The 14300-nt window shown below is 67.5% G+C and carries 12 protein-coding genes; 7 read left to right on the top strand and 5 right to left on the bottom strand.

Annotated features, from left to right (window positions below; all coding sequences use genetic code 11):
- Nucleotides 1-19: 19 nt before the first annotated feature.
- A complete protein-coding gene (locus tag VN779_RS10075) occupies nt 20-1684 on the bottom strand; it encodes a PucR family transcriptional regulator (RefSeq protein WP_325722197.1) in 1665 nt (554 codons plus the stop codon).
- A 346-nt stretch (nt 1685-2030) separates the two neighbouring features.
- On the opposite strand from VN779_RS10075, the gene VN779_RS10070 reads away from it, so the two are divergent.
- The 7 genes from VN779_RS10070 (at nt 2031) to VN779_RS10040 (ending at nt 11170) form a co-directional block, all read left to right on the top strand.
- Nucleotides 2031-3554, top strand: a complete 1524-nt coding sequence (locus VN779_RS10070) for a gamma-aminobutyraldehyde dehydrogenase (protein ID WP_325722196.1) — start codon at nt 2031-2033, stop codon at nt 3552-3554.
- A 150-nt stretch (nt 3555-3704) separates the two neighbouring features.
- Entirely contained in the window at nt 3705-5015 is a 1311-nt protein-coding gene (locus VN779_RS10065) for a spermidine/putrescine ABC transporter substrate-binding protein (protein WP_325722195.1), read from the top strand.
- Nucleotides 5016-5020: 5 nt separating this feature from the next.
- Complete coding sequence (locus VN779_RS10060; RefSeq protein WP_414639631.1) at nt 5021-6247, top strand: ABC transporter ATP-binding protein; 1227 nt, start codon at nt 5021-5023, stop codon at nt 6245-6247.
- Nucleotides 6244-7185 carry an ABC transporter permease gene (locus VN779_RS10055; protein ID WP_325722193.1) on the top strand — a complete coding sequence of 314 codons (942 nt, stop codon included), beginning with the start codon at nt 6244-6246 and terminating at the stop codon, nt 7183-7185. The genes VN779_RS10060 and VN779_RS10055 overlap by 4 nt, the downstream gene beginning before the upstream one ends.
- On the top strand, nt 7185-8084 hold the full coding sequence (locus VN779_RS10050) for an ABC transporter permease (protein ID WP_325722192.1): 900 nt from the start codon (nt 7185-7187) through the stop codon (nt 8082-8084). The genes VN779_RS10055 and VN779_RS10050 overlap by 1 nt, the downstream gene beginning before the upstream one ends.
- A gap of 2 nt (nt 8085-8086) precedes the next feature.
- Nucleotides 8087-9484, top strand: a complete 1398-nt coding sequence (locus VN779_RS10045) for an FAD-dependent oxidoreductase (RefSeq protein WP_325722191.1) — start codon at nt 8087-8089, stop codon at nt 9482-9484.
- 168 nt (nt 9485-9652) lie between these two features.
- Nucleotides 9653-11170: a CoA-acylating methylmalonate-semialdehyde dehydrogenase gene (locus tag VN779_RS10040; RefSeq protein ID WP_325722190.1), complete on the top strand. Its 1518-nt coding sequence runs from the start codon at nt 9653-9655 to the stop codon at nt 11168-11170.
- A 61-nt stretch (nt 11171-11231) separates the two neighbouring features.
- Here the strand turns inward: VN779_RS10040 and VN779_RS10035 are convergent, their stop codons facing one another.
- The 4 genes from VN779_RS10035 to gabT all read right to left on the bottom strand — a co-directional run bounded on the left by VN779_RS10035 (nt 11232) and on the right by gabT (nt 14176).
- Nucleotides 11232-11525, bottom strand: coding sequence for a hypothetical protein (locus VN779_RS10035; RefSeq protein ID WP_325722189.1), 294 nt, complete (start codon nt 11523-11525; stop codon nt 11232-11234).
- Nucleotides 11525-11821: an AbrB/MazE/SpoVT family DNA-binding domain-containing protein gene (locus VN779_RS10030; RefSeq protein WP_325722188.1), complete on the bottom strand. Its 297-nt coding sequence runs from the start codon at nt 11819-11821 to the stop codon at nt 11525-11527. The genes VN779_RS10035 and VN779_RS10030 overlap by 1 nt, the downstream gene beginning before the upstream one ends.
- A 20-nt stretch (nt 11822-11841) precedes the next feature.
- Nucleotides 11842-12585 carry a phosphatase PAP2 family protein gene (locus VN779_RS10025; RefSeq protein WP_325722187.1) on the bottom strand — a complete coding sequence of 248 codons (744 nt, stop codon included), beginning with the start codon at nt 12583-12585 and terminating at the stop codon, nt 11842-11844.
- A 229-nt stretch (nt 12586-12814) separates the two neighbouring features.
- Entirely contained in the window at nt 12815-14176 is a 1362-nt protein-coding gene (gene gabT, locus VN779_RS10020) for a 4-aminobutyrate--2-oxoglutarate transaminase (RefSeq protein WP_325722186.1), read from the bottom strand.
- Nucleotides 14177-14300: the final 124 nt, after the last annotated feature.

The following is a 14300-nucleotide window of genomic DNA, read 5'->3' as shown; positions in this document are numbered from 1 at the left end:
CATGACGCTCCGCTGGGTCTCAGCGGTCGCGCACCGCGTCGAGGGCCAGGAGCGCGACGTGCAGCGAGAGACAGGACTCCACCGAGTCGAGGTCCACGCCGAGCACCCGCTCGATCCGGTGCAGCCGCTCGTAGAAGCTGGGGCGCGACAGGTGCGCCGCGTCGGCTGCCGCGCTCTTGTTCCGGCCCTGATCCAGGTAGATCCCGAGCATCGCCACCAGATTCGTGCCGCGCTCCGTGTCGTAGGCGAGCAGCGGGCCGAGTTCGCGCTCGACGTACGTCTGGAGCCGCGCGTCGTCTCGGAGCAGGTGAAGTAGGCCTCTAAGTCGCACATCTACCAGGCGGTGATAGGGCGGCCCGCCCGCCTGCCGGATCGCGGCATCCGCCACTTGCACCGCTTCAAGCAGCGACCTGCGGGCATCGCGGACCGCGCCGACGCTGGTGCCGACCGCGATCGCGAACTCGCCACCGTCCGGGCCGGCCAGCCGCCGGACCGTGGCCGCGAACGAGCCGAGCGCCGTGTCCTCGCGGTCCTGCGGGCCGAGCGCGAGCAGCAGGCCGACCGAGTGCTCGTCGACCGAGCCGATGAGCGCGGACAGGCGCTTTTCGCGGACGGCCGCGGCCGCCTGATCGGTCAGCTCGCGCAGCCGCGCCTGGTTCTCGATGGTGGCGCCCTGGATGGAAGAGGTATGCGACGAGCCGCGCAGGCGCAGCACGATGCCGACGAGCCGCTTGCCGTCCAGGCCGACGCCGATGGCACGCGCGCGGAGGGCTACCTCGGCGGCGGAGTGGTCGTGGTTGAGGATCGCCGTGAGCAGCGTGCGGTGGGTTTGACGTTCGAGCGACTCGCGGTCTCGCTGCATAAGTCGGTTGAGGGCGAGCGTTGCCGCGCCGCGCTCGGCGAGCATGGTGAGCCGCGTCGGGGCCGGAGCCGATACCCCGTCGCACACGATCACCAAGCGTCCCCAGTCCTGGCCGCGCGCCCCGACGACGGTCGTCAGCCAGCCCGAGCGCTCGTCATACGCCGTGCGGGAAGCCGGACGTACCGCACGCGACCGGCCCTCCCAGCCATCGAGCAGCGCCTCGTCGGTCGAGCCGGTCGCGTCGTAGACCAGTACCTGATGCGCCAGGTTCTCCAGGACCACCGGGTGGTCCGCCATCTTGGCGATCTGCCGCACCACCTCGCTGGGCTCCGCGCCCTCGACCGCGAGCTCGGTAAAGGTCTGGTGAACCTCTTCCGACGCGCGCAGCTCGGCCAGCTGTGTATCGATGATCCGCGCGTGCACGGCCTCGGTGATCGTGACGAAACGTGTATCGCGGCCGAGCGTGATCACCGGCAGCCGGTGCTTCTCCGCGGCGAGCAGCAGCGGCTTGGGCGGGGCCTCGGGATAGCGGCGGCCCAGTTCGACGACGAGCCCGGCCGCGCCGAGACCGGCGAGATCGGCCACGAATCGGGCCAGCGCCTCTCGGTCGTCCGGCCACGCGATCGCGGTCGAGAGCACCAGCTCACCGCCGCGCAGGATCTCGCGCACATCGATCAGTTCGGTGACGTGCACCCATCGCACTCGCCGGTCCAGCCCTGCCGCGCCCGCGACGACCCGCGGATTGCCGGCCCGCACCGCGTCGAGCGCGAGCACTTCGGCGACGGTCGGAAAGCCGGGATGGATCGCGGTGTCGTCGGGCATCGGGGCTGCCTTCGCGGGCGCAAGCGGGTTCTAGAGGATGAGCCGGTCTTCACAAGTTGGTTACCGGCGACAGGACACAGTGTCTGGTCCAAGCCGCAGTGGGATGCACTCTGACACCTGGACGCGGTGGAGGCAAGTGCCCGAAGGTGGGCGAAGCCGGTTACAGATGCCGCGAGATTCCGTCGCCGAAGCGATTTTCATCGACGGAATCCCTTGTTCCAGGGCGGACAGTCTGTCACGATCCTCGGTTATGGCCTAGGTGACCTGCGCAGTGTGCCGACCGCGGGCAGGAAACAGATTGTGAACTGGAGCAGACGGTCGGCTACAGGCAGCGAGCAGTCAGGCAGTGCAAACCACGATCGGCGGGTCCGGGAGCGTTCTCGTGCACCAGTACATCGGCGGCCGGCTCAGGCGGGCCCGCGGCGGCGAGACCCAGGCGGTGATCGACCCGGCGACGGGGCGCACGCTGGTTCTGGCCGACCTCGCCGACCCAGCCGACGTCGACGAGGCGGTCGCGGCGGCCCGGCGCGCGTTTCCGGAGTGGTCGCGCGCGACGCCGGGGGAGCGGTCCGCGGCGCTGCATCGGCTCGCAGTGTTGCTCGACGAGCGATCCGAGGATCTGGCTCGCACCGAGTCGACGCAGACCGGCAAGCCGATCCGGCTCAGCGCCGGCTTCGACGTGCCGGGCACCGTTGACAACGTGGCGTTCTTCGCCGGGGCCGCGCGGCACCTTGAGGGCAAGGCCCAGGCCGAATACTCCGCGGACCACGCGTCGGCGATCCGGCGTGAGGCGATCGGCGTCGTCGGGTCGATCGCGCCCTGGAACTACCCGCTCCAGATGGCGGGCTGGAAGATCCTGCCCGCGATCGCGGCGGGCAACACGATCGTGCTCAAGCCCGCGGAGATCACTCCGCTCACGGCGCTGATGTTCGCGCAGGCCTGCACCGAGGCCGGGATTCCGGACGGCGTCGTGAATGTCGTGACGGGCACCGGGCCGGTCGCCGGCGAAGCGCTGATGTCTCATCCCGACGTGAACATGGTCTCGTTCACGGGCTCCACTGCGGTCGGAAAGCGGATCGCGCAACTCGCGTCGCAGACCGTCAAGCGAGTGCACTTGGAGCTCGGCGGGAAGGCACCCTTCGTCGTGTTCGACGACGCCGATCTCGAGGCCGCGATTCACGGCGCGGTCGCCGGCTCGCTGATCAACTCCGGCCAGGACTGCACCGCGGCGACGCGCGCTTACGTGCACCGCTCGCTCTTCGACGACTTCGTCGACGGCGTCGCTGAACTCTTCGCGAAGGTACGCCTCGGCGATCCCTTCGACCACGCGACCGACCTCGGTCCGCTCAGCTCGCATCGGCACCGCGACCGCGTCGCAGCGCACGTAGAGCGCGCTCGCAGCCAGGGCGCCAAAGCAGTCGTCGGCGGTGAGGTACCGACTGAATTGCGCGGGACACCGTGGGCCGAAGGCGCGTATTACCGGCCCACGCTCATCACGGGCGCATCCCAGGACTCCGAGATCGTCCGCGAGGAGATCTTCGACCCCGTACTCGTCGCGCTGCCCTTCGACGGCGACGACGAGGCGATCCGGCTGGCCAACGACACCCCGTTCGGCCTCGCCGCCTCCGCGTGGACCAAGGACCTGGTCCGCGCACACCGAGCAAGCCGCGACATCAAAGCCGGCTGCGTCTGGATCAACGATCACATCCCGATCGTCAGCGAGATGCCGCACGGCGGCTTCAAGCAGTCCGGCTACGGCAAGGACATGTCCGCTTACTCGCTTGAGGAATACACGCAGGTCAAGCACGTCATGCACGACGTGACCGGCAACGCGAGGAAAGCCTGGCACCGGACCGTCTTCACCCTCTAACAACACAACCCGCAGATAACCCGAACCACGCGGATCCAGGCACGAGCCGGCCCCGCGCCAACCGAGTCATCCCTCTTTCTCTCTACCGCGCCCGCGGGCGCGTGACGGGACTGATATACCCCACGTCTCCAGCAGGAAGGCCATTCCACGATGTCCGAGGCCGCACGCTCCGCACAGATAGGCACGCCACAGCAGCGGGAGGAGGCGCAGGAGCAGGCTCAGCTTCTCGCCCAAGCCGCACGGGCCGGTTCACTGCGACGCTCCTCCGCCACCCATGCTCAGTCGGCGGCGATGACCAGGCGGTCCATCCTGCGCAATGCCGCCCTCGGCGGGCTCGCGGTCGCGGGCACCGGGTCGCTCGCGGCCTGCGGTACCGCGCCAGCGCACAAGACCGTCCCAGTGGCACAGGCCACCGGCCACGCGAGCACCGACTATTCGGCCACGGAGAAGGTGATCAACTTCTCCAACTGGCCGGCGTACATCGACATCGACGCCAAGGACAAGAACAAGCACCCGACGCTGGACGACTTCAAGGCGCAGACCGGGATCACGGTCAACTACACCGAGGACATCAACGACAACAACGAGTTCTACACGACGATCGACCCGATGTTGGCGGCCGGGAAGGACACCGGCCGGGACATCATCGTGCTGTCCGATTACATGATTCCGAAGCTGCGCGAGAACGATTACATCCAGAAGCTGAACCTGGCGAACATCCCCAACCACGGCAACATGACCGCGCAGATGGCCAGTGTGCCGGTGGACCCGGGGCGCCTTTACACGGTGCCGTGGGCCTCGGGCTTCACCGTGATCGCGTACAACGCCAAGCTGATCTCCACGCCGATCACCTCGATCAAGGAGCTGTTCACCAGGCCGGACCTCAAGGGCAAGGTCTCGCTGATGGCCGAGATGGAGGACACGATCGCGTTCGCGCTCTTCGCGCTCGGCAAGGACCCGTCGAAGTTCACCGACGACGACTTCAACGCCGCGATCGCCTACATCCAGAAGGCGAAAGACGCAGGACAGGTGCGCGCCTACTCGGGCAACGACTACCTCTCCGATTTCACCCAGGGCAACACCGTCGTGACCATGGCCTACTCCGGCGACGTGGCCGCGCTCGGCATCGACTACCTCAAGACGGTCTTCCCGCAGGAGGGCTCGCTGTCCTGGTACGACAACATGTGCATCCCGAACTACGCGCGGCACAAGACGAACGCCGAAAAGCTGATGAATTACTACCTTCAGCCCAACGTCGCGGCAGAGCTGGACGACTACATCGACTACATCCCGGTGGTCAGCGGCGCTGTCGACGCGCTCAAGACCCTCGACTCCACCGCGGCGTCGAACCCGCTGATCGTGCCGACTGCGCAAGAACTGTCTACTGCGAAGCCGTTCATGGCGATCACCGTCGCCAAGCTCGACGCGTACACCAAGAAGTACCTTCAGGTGACGGGCTGATGGCGATGAACATGGCGACAGCCGACGCAGGTACAGGTACGGGAACCGGCGCGAACGCTGGCGCGGATAACCCAGCGGGCGGCAGTGACCTGCGGTTGGAACGCATTACGAAGCGGTTCGGTGCGTTCACCGCGGTCGACGATGTAAGTCTGACGATTCCGCAGGGTTCGTTCTTCGCGCTGCTTGGTGCCTCTGGCTGCGGTAAGACGACGACGTTGCGCATGGTCTCTGGGCTCGAAGATCCGACGCACGGCCGTATCTTCCTCGGCGAGCGCGAGGTGACCGACCTGAAGCCGTACAAGCGGCCGGTCAACACCGTCTTTCAGAACTACGCGCTCTTCCCGCACATGGACATCTTCGAGAATGTGGCCTTCGGCCTGCGCCGGCGCGGGATCAAGGACGTCAAGCCCCAGGTCGAGCAGATGCTGGACCTGGTCGAACTCGGGCACCTGGCCAGGCGCAAGCCGGCCCAGCTCTCCGGCGGCCAGCAGCAGCGGGTCGCGGTGGCCAGGGCGCTGATCAACCAGCCGCAGGTGCTGCTGCTCGACGAACCGCTCGGCGCGCTGGACCTGAAGTTGCGCCGGCAGATGCAGATCGAGCTCAAGCGGATCCAGACCGAGGTCGGCCTCACCTTCGTGCATGTGACGCACGATCAGGAGGAGGCGATGACCATGGCCGACACGATCGCCGTGATGAACGCCGGGCGGATCGAGCAGCTCGGCTCGCCCGCCGATCTGTACGAGAACCCCGTTTCGACCTTCGTGGCGAACTTCCTCGGCCAGTCCAATCTGATCATCGGCGAGGTCACCGCCAAGGACGGCGACACGATCACGCTCGACGCGCAGGGTCAGCGACTCACCCTGCCGGCGGCGCGCAGCCGGATCGATTCGGGTCGGATCATCGCGGGGGTGCGGCCGGAAAAGGTCTCCCTGGCCACAGATGCGGCGCGGATACCGAACGGGCACAACGTGCTGACCGGCGGCGTGGTCAGCGACGCCTCATTCATCGGCGTCTCCACGCAGTACCTGGTCAAGATGCCGTGGGGGTCGCAGGTCGGCTGCGAGGAGATGAGTGTCTTCGAGCAGAACGCCGGCCAGGAGATCCATCGGCCGGGCACGCAGGTGCTGCTGCACTGGGACCCGACGCAGACCTTCGGCCTGGACGGCGCGCAAGATCTGGACGCCGGATCGGATCCGGACGACGAGGCGTCTGATGTCGGAGCCGCCGCGTGAGCGCGCAGACCGTCAACGTGGGTGTGCCGCCCGCGCCGAAGCCGATCGGCGAGCCGGACCTGCCTGAGCGCCGCAAGCGCAACCGGCTGCCTTACCTGCTGCTCGCGCCCACGCTGCTGTGGCTGATCATCTTCTTCGTCGTGCCGATCTTCACCTCGGTCTCGGCCTCGGTGCAGGAAGGCAGCCTGGATCAGGGCTACGCGCTCACCTGGCGCTGGGCGAACTTCTCGGACGGCTGGTCGCAGTACAACGGCCAGTTCGGCCGCTCGCTGCTGTTCGCCTTCCTGTGCACGGTCTTCTGCCTGCTGATGGGTTATCCGCTGGCCTACTTCATCGCGTTCAAGGGCGGCAGGTGGAAGACGCTGCTGATGGCGCTGGTCATCGTGCCCTCGTTCACCAGCTTCCTGATCCGCACCATCGCCTGGAAGACGATCCTCTCGGACAACGGCGTCGTCGTGCACGTCCTCAATGACCTGCACGTTCTGAACTTCACCTCGGCCATCGGCTTCACGGTCGGCAATCACGTGCTGGCCAGCCCGGCGGCCGTGGTGTGCGGGATGGTGTACAACTTCCTGCCGTTCACCGTGCTGCCGCTTTACACCTCGCTGGAGAAGATCGATCCGCGGCTGCACGAGGCCGGGGCGGACCTGTACTGCTCGCCGCTGACCACCTGGCGACGGGTCACCCTGCCGCTGTCCATGCCGGGCGTGGTCGGCGGCACGCTGCTGACCTTCATCCCGGCCGTCGGCGACTACGTCAACGCGCAACTGCTCGGCAACCCGAACACCCTGGTGATCGGCCAGAGCATCGAGCACGAATTCCTGCAGGACTCCACCGGCTATCCGCTGGCCAGCGCGCTGTCGGTCATCCTGATGGCCGCCACGCTTGCGATCGTCTTGTTGTACGTGAAGAAGGCCGGAACGGAGGACCTGCTCTAGTGTCCGCGCTGACTGCAAGTACCGACGCCGCTGCCAGCCTGGCGCCGACCGACCGGGCGTCTGGCAAGGCGCCCGCCGCGCGCACCAGCCGCCGCCGCGGTCCGCTCGACTGGGTCCGTGCGCACGCGCTGGCGACGACGGCAGTGCTGATCTTCGTCTTCCTGCTGGCGCCGAACGTCGTGATGTTCGTGATGTCGTTCAATGCGCCTGTCGGGAAGTACAACTACATCTGGCATCAGTTCTCCACCGACGCCTGGCGGCACCCCTGCCAGGTCGGCGACATCTGCCAGCACATGGGGCTGTCGCTGGAAATCGGCGTCGTGGCCATGATCGCCTCGACCATCCTCGGCACGATGGCCGCGTTCGCCATGTCCCGGCACCGTTTCCGCGCCCGCCCGGCCGTCAACGTGCTGCTCTTCCTCCCGATGGCCGCACCCGAGATCATCATGGGCGCGACCCTGCTGACCCTGTTCTTCTCCACGATCGGCAGCGGCTCGATGGGCTTCTGGACCATCGTGATCGGCCACATCATGTTCTGCCTGAGCTACGTCGTGGTCACGGTGAAATCCCGGCTGGCCGGCCTGGATCCGACGCTGGAGAAGGCGGCGCAGGATCTGTACGCGACGCCGAGACAGACCTTTTTGAAGGTCACCCTGCCCCTGGTCGCGCCGGGAATCGCGGCCGCGGCGCTGCTCTCGTTCGCGCTCTCCGTGGACGACTACATCGTCACTAAGTACACCGCTGGCGACCAGATCACCTTCCCGCTCTACGTCTACGGCGCGGTACAACGCTCCGTGCCCACGCAAATCGATGTGATCGGGTCGATGATGATGCTTGTGACGATGACGGGTATTGCGGGCATGCTCGTGCTCGGACGCCTACGGGCACGGCGACGATGACCATGGACGTGAGTCACGCGCTGGCCGGGGCCGTACCGCAGTCATTCTGGCTGGACGACCCCGGCCGCCCCGCCGCGCTTCCGCCGCTGCGCGAGGACGTGCGTTGTGATCTCGCGGTTGTCGGCGCCGGTTACAGCGGGCTATGGACCGCGCTGCTGGCGAAGGAACGAGATCCCGGCCGCGACGTAGTCGTGCTCGAGGGCGCTCGGATCGGCTGGGCGGCGTCCGGCCGTAACGGCGGGTTCTGCGCGGCTTCGCTGACCCATGGTCTGCCTAACGGAATCGACCGCTTTCCCGACGAACTGCGTACCCTCACCCGTCTCGGCGCGGAGAACCTGGACGCGATTGAGGCGACGCTGCGCAAGTACCGCATCGACTGCGACTGGGAACGCACCGGTGAAATGAACGTCGCCACCGCCCCGTGGCAGGTCGCTGAGTTGCGCGAGTACGCCGACCTGGCCGCGCAGTACGGCGAGCAGGTCGAGTTCCTGGACGCCGAGCACGTGCGCGCCCAGGTCAATTCGCCGTCCTATCTCGCCGCGGCCTGGGACAGGGAAGGCTGCGCGATCATCCACCCGGCGAAACTCGCCTGGGGCCTGCAGCGAGTGTGCCTGGAGCTAGGCGTGCGCATCTACGAGCGCTCGCCGGTCGTCGCGCTGGAGAAAAGCGTGAACGGGCCGTCGCTGCGCACCAAACAGGGCAAGTGGGTGGTCGCCGATCAGGCGGTATTGGCCACGAACGCCTATCCGTCGCTGCTCAAGCGCGTCAGGCCGTACATCGTGCCGGTATACGACTACGTGCTCATGACGGAGCCACTGAGTGCCGGACAGCTCGCCGAAACGGGCTGGAATGAGCGTCAGGGCATCGGCGACAGCGGTAACCAGTTCCACTACTACCGGCTCACTGCCGATAACCGCATCCTGTGGGGCGGTTACGACGCGATCTATCACTACGGCAGCCGCATCCGCGCTGAACTGGATCAGCGCCCCGCGACGTTCAGCAAGCTGGCCCAGCATTTCTTCGAGACCTTCCCGCACTTGGAAGGTCTGAAGTTCACACACAGCTGGGGCGGCGTCATCGACACCTGCACTCGCTTCTGTGCGTTTTTCGGTACCGCACACAGTGGCCGGGTAGCGTACGCCGCCGGATATACCGGACTCGGCGTAGGGGCGACCCGCTTCGGCGCGAACGTCATGCTTGACCTGCTGAGCGGCAAGCCCACCGAGCTGACGGACCTTCAACTGGTCCGCACCAAGCCGCTGCCCTTCCCGCCGGAACCGTTCAAGGCGGTCGGCGTCAACCTCACACGCTGGTCACTGGACCGCGCCGACCACAATGACGGTAAGCGCAACCTATGGCTGCGGACCCTTGATCGCGCCGGACTTGGCTTCGACAGCTGAGCCGTGCACGCCGGGCATTCCGGGCAGCCTGGTGTAAGCCGAATGACCCCAGCGCCGACATAGTGACAATGGCAGCTCCCTTGCCCGCCCAGCAGACTCGAATACAGAGCACAGAGCCGTCGTACCGCAGCGTCGTCTGAACCGCACTGAACCGAGGGGCGATAAGCCGTGAGCAAGCACGTCACACACTGGATCGACGGGGCGCCCTGGTCAGGCGTCGCTGATCGGCGCGGGGATCTGCACGACCCGGCCACCGGGCAGAGCAGCGGCGTCGTGGATTACGCCTCGGTCCGGGAGGTGGACGACGCGGTAGCCGCCGCCGTCGCCGCCTTCCCGCAGTGGCGGGCGACCTCGCTGGCCAAGCGGGTGCAGCTGCTGTTCAACTTCCGGGAACTGCTCAGCGCCCGGCGCGAGGAACTGGCCGCGCTCATCGTCGCCGAGCATGGCAAGGTGCACTCCGACGCGCTCGGCGAGGTGGCCCGCGGCATCGAGGTGGTCGAATTCGCCTGCGGTATTCCGCACCTGGTCAAGGGCGGCTTCGTGGAATCCGCCTCCACCGGCGTCGAGGTCTACGAGCTGCACCAGCCGCTCGGCCCGGTCGCGATCATCTCGCCGTTCAACTTCCCGGCCATGGTCCCGATGTGGTTCTTCCCGATCGCGCTGGCCACCGGCAACACCGTCGTGGTCAAGCCCAGCGAGAAGGATCCCTCCGCGGCGAACTGGCTGGCCGCGCTGTGGCAGGAGGCCGGGCTTCCGGACGGCGTGTTCAACGTCGTGCACGGCGACAAGGTCGCCGTGGACCGGCTGCTCGAACACCCCGACATCAAGGCGGTCTCGTTCGTCGGCTCAACTCCGATCGCGCGCTATGTCTACGAGAACGGCACGCGCTACGGCAAGCGGGTGCAGGCGCTCGGCGGCGCGAAGAACCACATGGTCGTCCTCCCCGACGCCGACCTCGACCTGGCCGCGGACGCCGCGGTCTCCGCCGGGTTCGGCGCGGCGGGGGAGCGCTGCATGGCGGTCTCGGTGCTGGTGGCGGTGGACCCGGTCGGCGACGAACTGGTCCAGAAGATCACGGACCGGATGGCCAAGCTGCGGGTCGGCCCCGGCTGCGCGCCGACCTCGGAGATGGGACCGCTGGTCACCAGCGCGCACCGGGACAAGGTCACCTCCTACCTCGACGCGGGCGTGAAGGCCGGCGCGAGCCTGGTCGTGGACGGTCGCGAGCACCAGGTCGACTCCGCCGAGCAGACCGGCGTGGACACCTCGGCCGGCTACTGGCTGGGCCCGACCCTCTTCGACCACGTGACCTCGGAGATGGAGATCTACACCGACGAGATCTTCGGCCCGGTCCTCAGCGTGGTGCGCGCGGCGTCGTACGACGAAGCGCTCGAACTGATCAACACCAACCCGTACGGCAACGGCACCGCGATCTTCACCAACGACGGCGGAGCCGCGGCCAGGTTCCGCAACGAGGTCGAGGTCGGCATGGTCGGCATCAACGTGCCGATCCCGGTCCCCGTCGCCTACTTCTCCTTCGGCGGCTGGAAGGCGTCGCTGTTCGGCGACTCACACGCCTACGGACCGCAGGGCGTGCACTTCTACACCCGCACCAAGGCGGTCACCCAGCGCTGGCTCGACCCCTCGCACGGCGGGATCAACCTCGGCTTCCCGCAGAACGTCTAAGCATTTGAACGTGCTGCGCTCGCGCCGAAGTGACGCGCGCGAGGGCAGCAGGGGCGGGACGTCAGACCGGATCCTTGAAGATTGCGTGGGCCCCGACACGATGCCAAACGATGTGCACCTCGCCCGGCTTGACGGACTCGCCATAGGTGAACGTCGCACGCCCGTCCGGCGCCCACGTCATTTCCCAGACGTCGTGCCCTGCCATTTTCTCGACGCGCAAGCTTCGCCGAAATCCCTCTGCTTTGCGCAGGTCTTCCACGAACAGAGCTAGCGCGGCACGAAACAGTCCTTGTTGCTGCGGTGTCAGACGGTCCCAGTCTCGGCGGAAGCGAACTAGGGCGAGATAGGTCGGCATCAGCGAGGCTCGAACGCAGCGAGGAAGTCGTCCTCGTTGTCGTAGTACTCGCCCTCGCCGCGTGTGGCCTGCTCCCGAGCTTCCTGCTCGCCCGCCTGCCACTCAGGCGTGAAGAACCACGCCTGGTCGGCGGGGATCGATACGTATCCCCGCACCGTGACCGTGCCGTCTTCCTCGACGACGAACTCGAGTTCGTCTCCGGATCGAACGTGCAAGGCCGCTCTGATCTCCGGCGGAAGAGTCACCTGATACCGGTCGCCACGAATTCGCGCACGGCGTGACAATGAAGCTGTCATATTCCCACTGTAGCACTGTGCTACAGCGGGTGAAGGCTACTGCCCAGCGCTCGTCTGGTGAAGTGCCGAATGACCAGCAACGCCGCGCCGCACCAGCACAGCGAGCCGAGGGTGTCGGAGAGCCAGTGGAAGTTGGACCAGAGCAGCCCGAAAATCGTCAGCAGCACGAGGACCGCCGCCCCGGCGGTGACCGTGCGGCTTAGCGTGCGGCCGTGCCTCCTGATCGACTCCGGGCTGCGCGGGAGGACGAAGACGCACAGCAGCAGCGCGCTGGTTCCGTAGCAAAGCGCGGCGTCCGCGGTGTGGCCGGAGGGGAAGAAGCCGAGTGCCGCGTCGCCGAGCACGTTCTGGCTGGGGCCTGGGCGATCGATCCACAGCTTGAGCGGGATGACGGTCGTGAGCGCGGCAACGGCGGCCGCGGCGACGATCGCGGGCAGCCAGGAACGGGTGAGTCGCACCGCGAGGACGGTGCTGACGAACAGAACCGACAGCGCGACGGATTGGTCACCGAGATCGGCCATGCCGCGCGCAGGCCGCCACATCCAGGACAGCGCGGGGTCGCGAGCGTCGCTTTGTATTCCGTCACGCAGGCGTAGGTCCAAACGGGTGACCGGACCGTGCGTTTTGACCTGCCAGAGCAGGAATGCGAAGCCGAGCAGCAGCGCGACCGGTGCCAGCCACCAAAGCAAGCAGGAGCCCTGCGACGAGCCGGCGGAGGCGTCGCTGGCCGGCGACGGGGTCGTCGCCGTCGGCGTCGCTGTCATCGGCTCTGGCCGAGAATTCGGTGTCTCTTCGAAAGTGCGCGGCATCCCTTCGAGGGTACGCTGCGCGCCTCACGTGGGACGCAGCGTCGCGAGGCGTGCACAGGTTCTTCACACGCCCCACTTTGCCTTCGCGACGTACGCGCCCCGGAAAGACGAGCGCGACGCCCGCCCGGGGTCGGGGGCGGGCGCCGCGCTGTGCCCTCGGGCCGCACTCCCGGGGACAATGCGGTCAGCTCATGGAGTCGAAAGCCTGCTCGATCACGTCCAGGCCTTCACTCAGCAAATCATCGCCGATAACCAGGGGTGGAAGGAAGCGCAGCACGTTACCGAAAGTGCCGCAGGTGAGCACGACCACCCCGGCGGCGTGGCAGAAGGCCGCCGCCTTGAGCGCGATCTCGGGCGCTGGCTCCAGGCTTCCCGGCTTGACCAGCTCGATCGCGACCATCGCGCCGCGGCCGCGCACCTCGGCGATTTCCGGGTGCCGCTCGGCGAGTGCGCGAAGCCGCCCGATCATTACCTCGCCGATCTTGCGGGCGCGGCCGGCCAGGTCCTCCGCGCGCATCGTGTCGATCGCGCCGAGGGCCGCGGCGCAGGCCACCGGGTTGCCGCCGTAGGTTCCGCCGAGGCCGCCGGCGTGCGCGGCGTCCATGATCTCGGCGCGGCCGGTCACCGCCGCCAGCGGCAGTCCGCCGGCCAGGCCCTTGGCGGTGGTGACCAGGTCCGGGACCACGCCCTCGTGCTCGCAGGCGAACCAGTCGCCGGTGCGGCAGAAACCGGTCTGGATCTCGTCCGCGACGAACACGATCCCGTTGTCCCGGCAGAACTGCGCGATGCGCGGCAGGAATCCGAGCGGCGGCTCGATGAACCCGCCCTCGCCCTGGATCGGCTCGATCACCACCGCGGCCACGTTCTGCGCGCCGATCTGCTTCTCGATCTGCGAGATCGCCTGCGCGGCAGCCTCCTCGGCGCAGCGCTCGGGGCCGGTCGGCCAGCGCAGCGGGTAGGCCATCGGCACCCGGTAGATCTCCGGGGCGAAGGGGCCGAAGCCGTTCTTGTACGGCATGTTCTTCGCGGTCAGCGCCATCGTCAGGTTCGTGCGGCCGTGGTATCCGTGATCGAACACGACGACTGCTTGCCGCTTGGTGTACGCGCGGGCGATCTTGACCGCGTTCTCCACGGCCTCGGCACCCGAGTTGAACAGCGCCGACTTCTTCGCGTGGTCACCCGGCGTCAGCTCGGCCAGCGCCTCGCAGACCGCGATGTAACCCTCGTAGGGCGTGACCATGAAGCAGGTATGCGTGAACCGCTGCAGCTGCTCGGTGGCCCGCCTGACCACGGCCTCGGCGCTGTTGCCGACGCTGGTCACCGCGATGCCGGAGCCGAAGTCGATCAGCGAGTTGCCGTCCACGTCCTCCAGCACGCCGCCGCCCGCGCGAGTGACGAACACCGGCAGCGTCGTCGACACGCCGAGCGCCACGGTCTCGTTGCGCCGCGCGAACAGCTCGCGTGAGCGAGGACCGGGGATCTCGGTCACGAGCCGCCGCTCCTGCGGTACCGACGGGCCGCCGACAGGGCGGGGGGAGGTCGTCATCGGGCGGGTGCTCCTTCGGGCGTGCAGCCGGGTAGAAGACAGGCAGGCGGAAAGGACGAGGCTGCTCTCGACGATAACCAAGGAACGCACCGCGGACACTTGGCAGCACGTCGGAGGTTTGGCG

It is taken from the genome of Actinocrinis sp., assembly GCF_035605935.1.
GTDB lineage: Bacteria > Actinomycetota > Actinomycetes > Streptomycetales > Catenulisporaceae > Actinocrinis.
Note: the sequence above shows the minus strand (reverse complement) of the source record. Positions and strands in the feature narration are given on the sequence as shown.

Bases quoted from the DNA above. Each gene is read 5' to 3' on its own strand.
- VN779_RS10030 (WP_325722188.1), bottom strand. From the start codon at position 11,821: ATGACAGCTTCATTGTCACGCCGTGCGCGAATTCGTGGCGACCGGTAT.
- gabT (WP_325722186.1), bottom strand. From the start codon at position 14,176: ATGACGACCTCCCCCCGCCCTGTCGGCGGCCCGTCGGTACCGCAGGAG.
- VN779_RS10045 (WP_325722191.1), top strand. From the start codon at position 8,087: ATGGACGTGAGTCACGCGCTGGCCGGGGCCGTACCGCAGTCATTCTGG.
- VN779_RS10035 (WP_325722189.1), bottom strand. From the start codon at position 11,525: ATGCCGACCTATCTCGCCCTAGTTCGCTTCCGCCGAGACTGGGACCGT.
- VN779_RS10075 (WP_325722197.1), bottom strand. From the start codon at position 1,684: ATGCCCGACGACACCGCGATCCATCCCGGCTTTCCGACCGTCGCCGAA.
- VN779_RS10065 (WP_325722195.1), top strand. From the start codon at position 3,705: ATGTCCGAGGCCGCACGCTCCGCACAGATAGGCACGCCACAGCAGCGG.
- VN779_RS10025 (WP_325722187.1), bottom strand. From the start codon at position 12,585: ATGACAGCGACGCCGACGGCGACGACCCCGTCGCCGGCCAGCGACGCC.
- VN779_RS10060 (WP_414639631.1), top strand. From the start codon at position 5,021: ATGAACATGGCGACAGCCGACGCAGGTACAGGTACGGGAACCGGCGCG.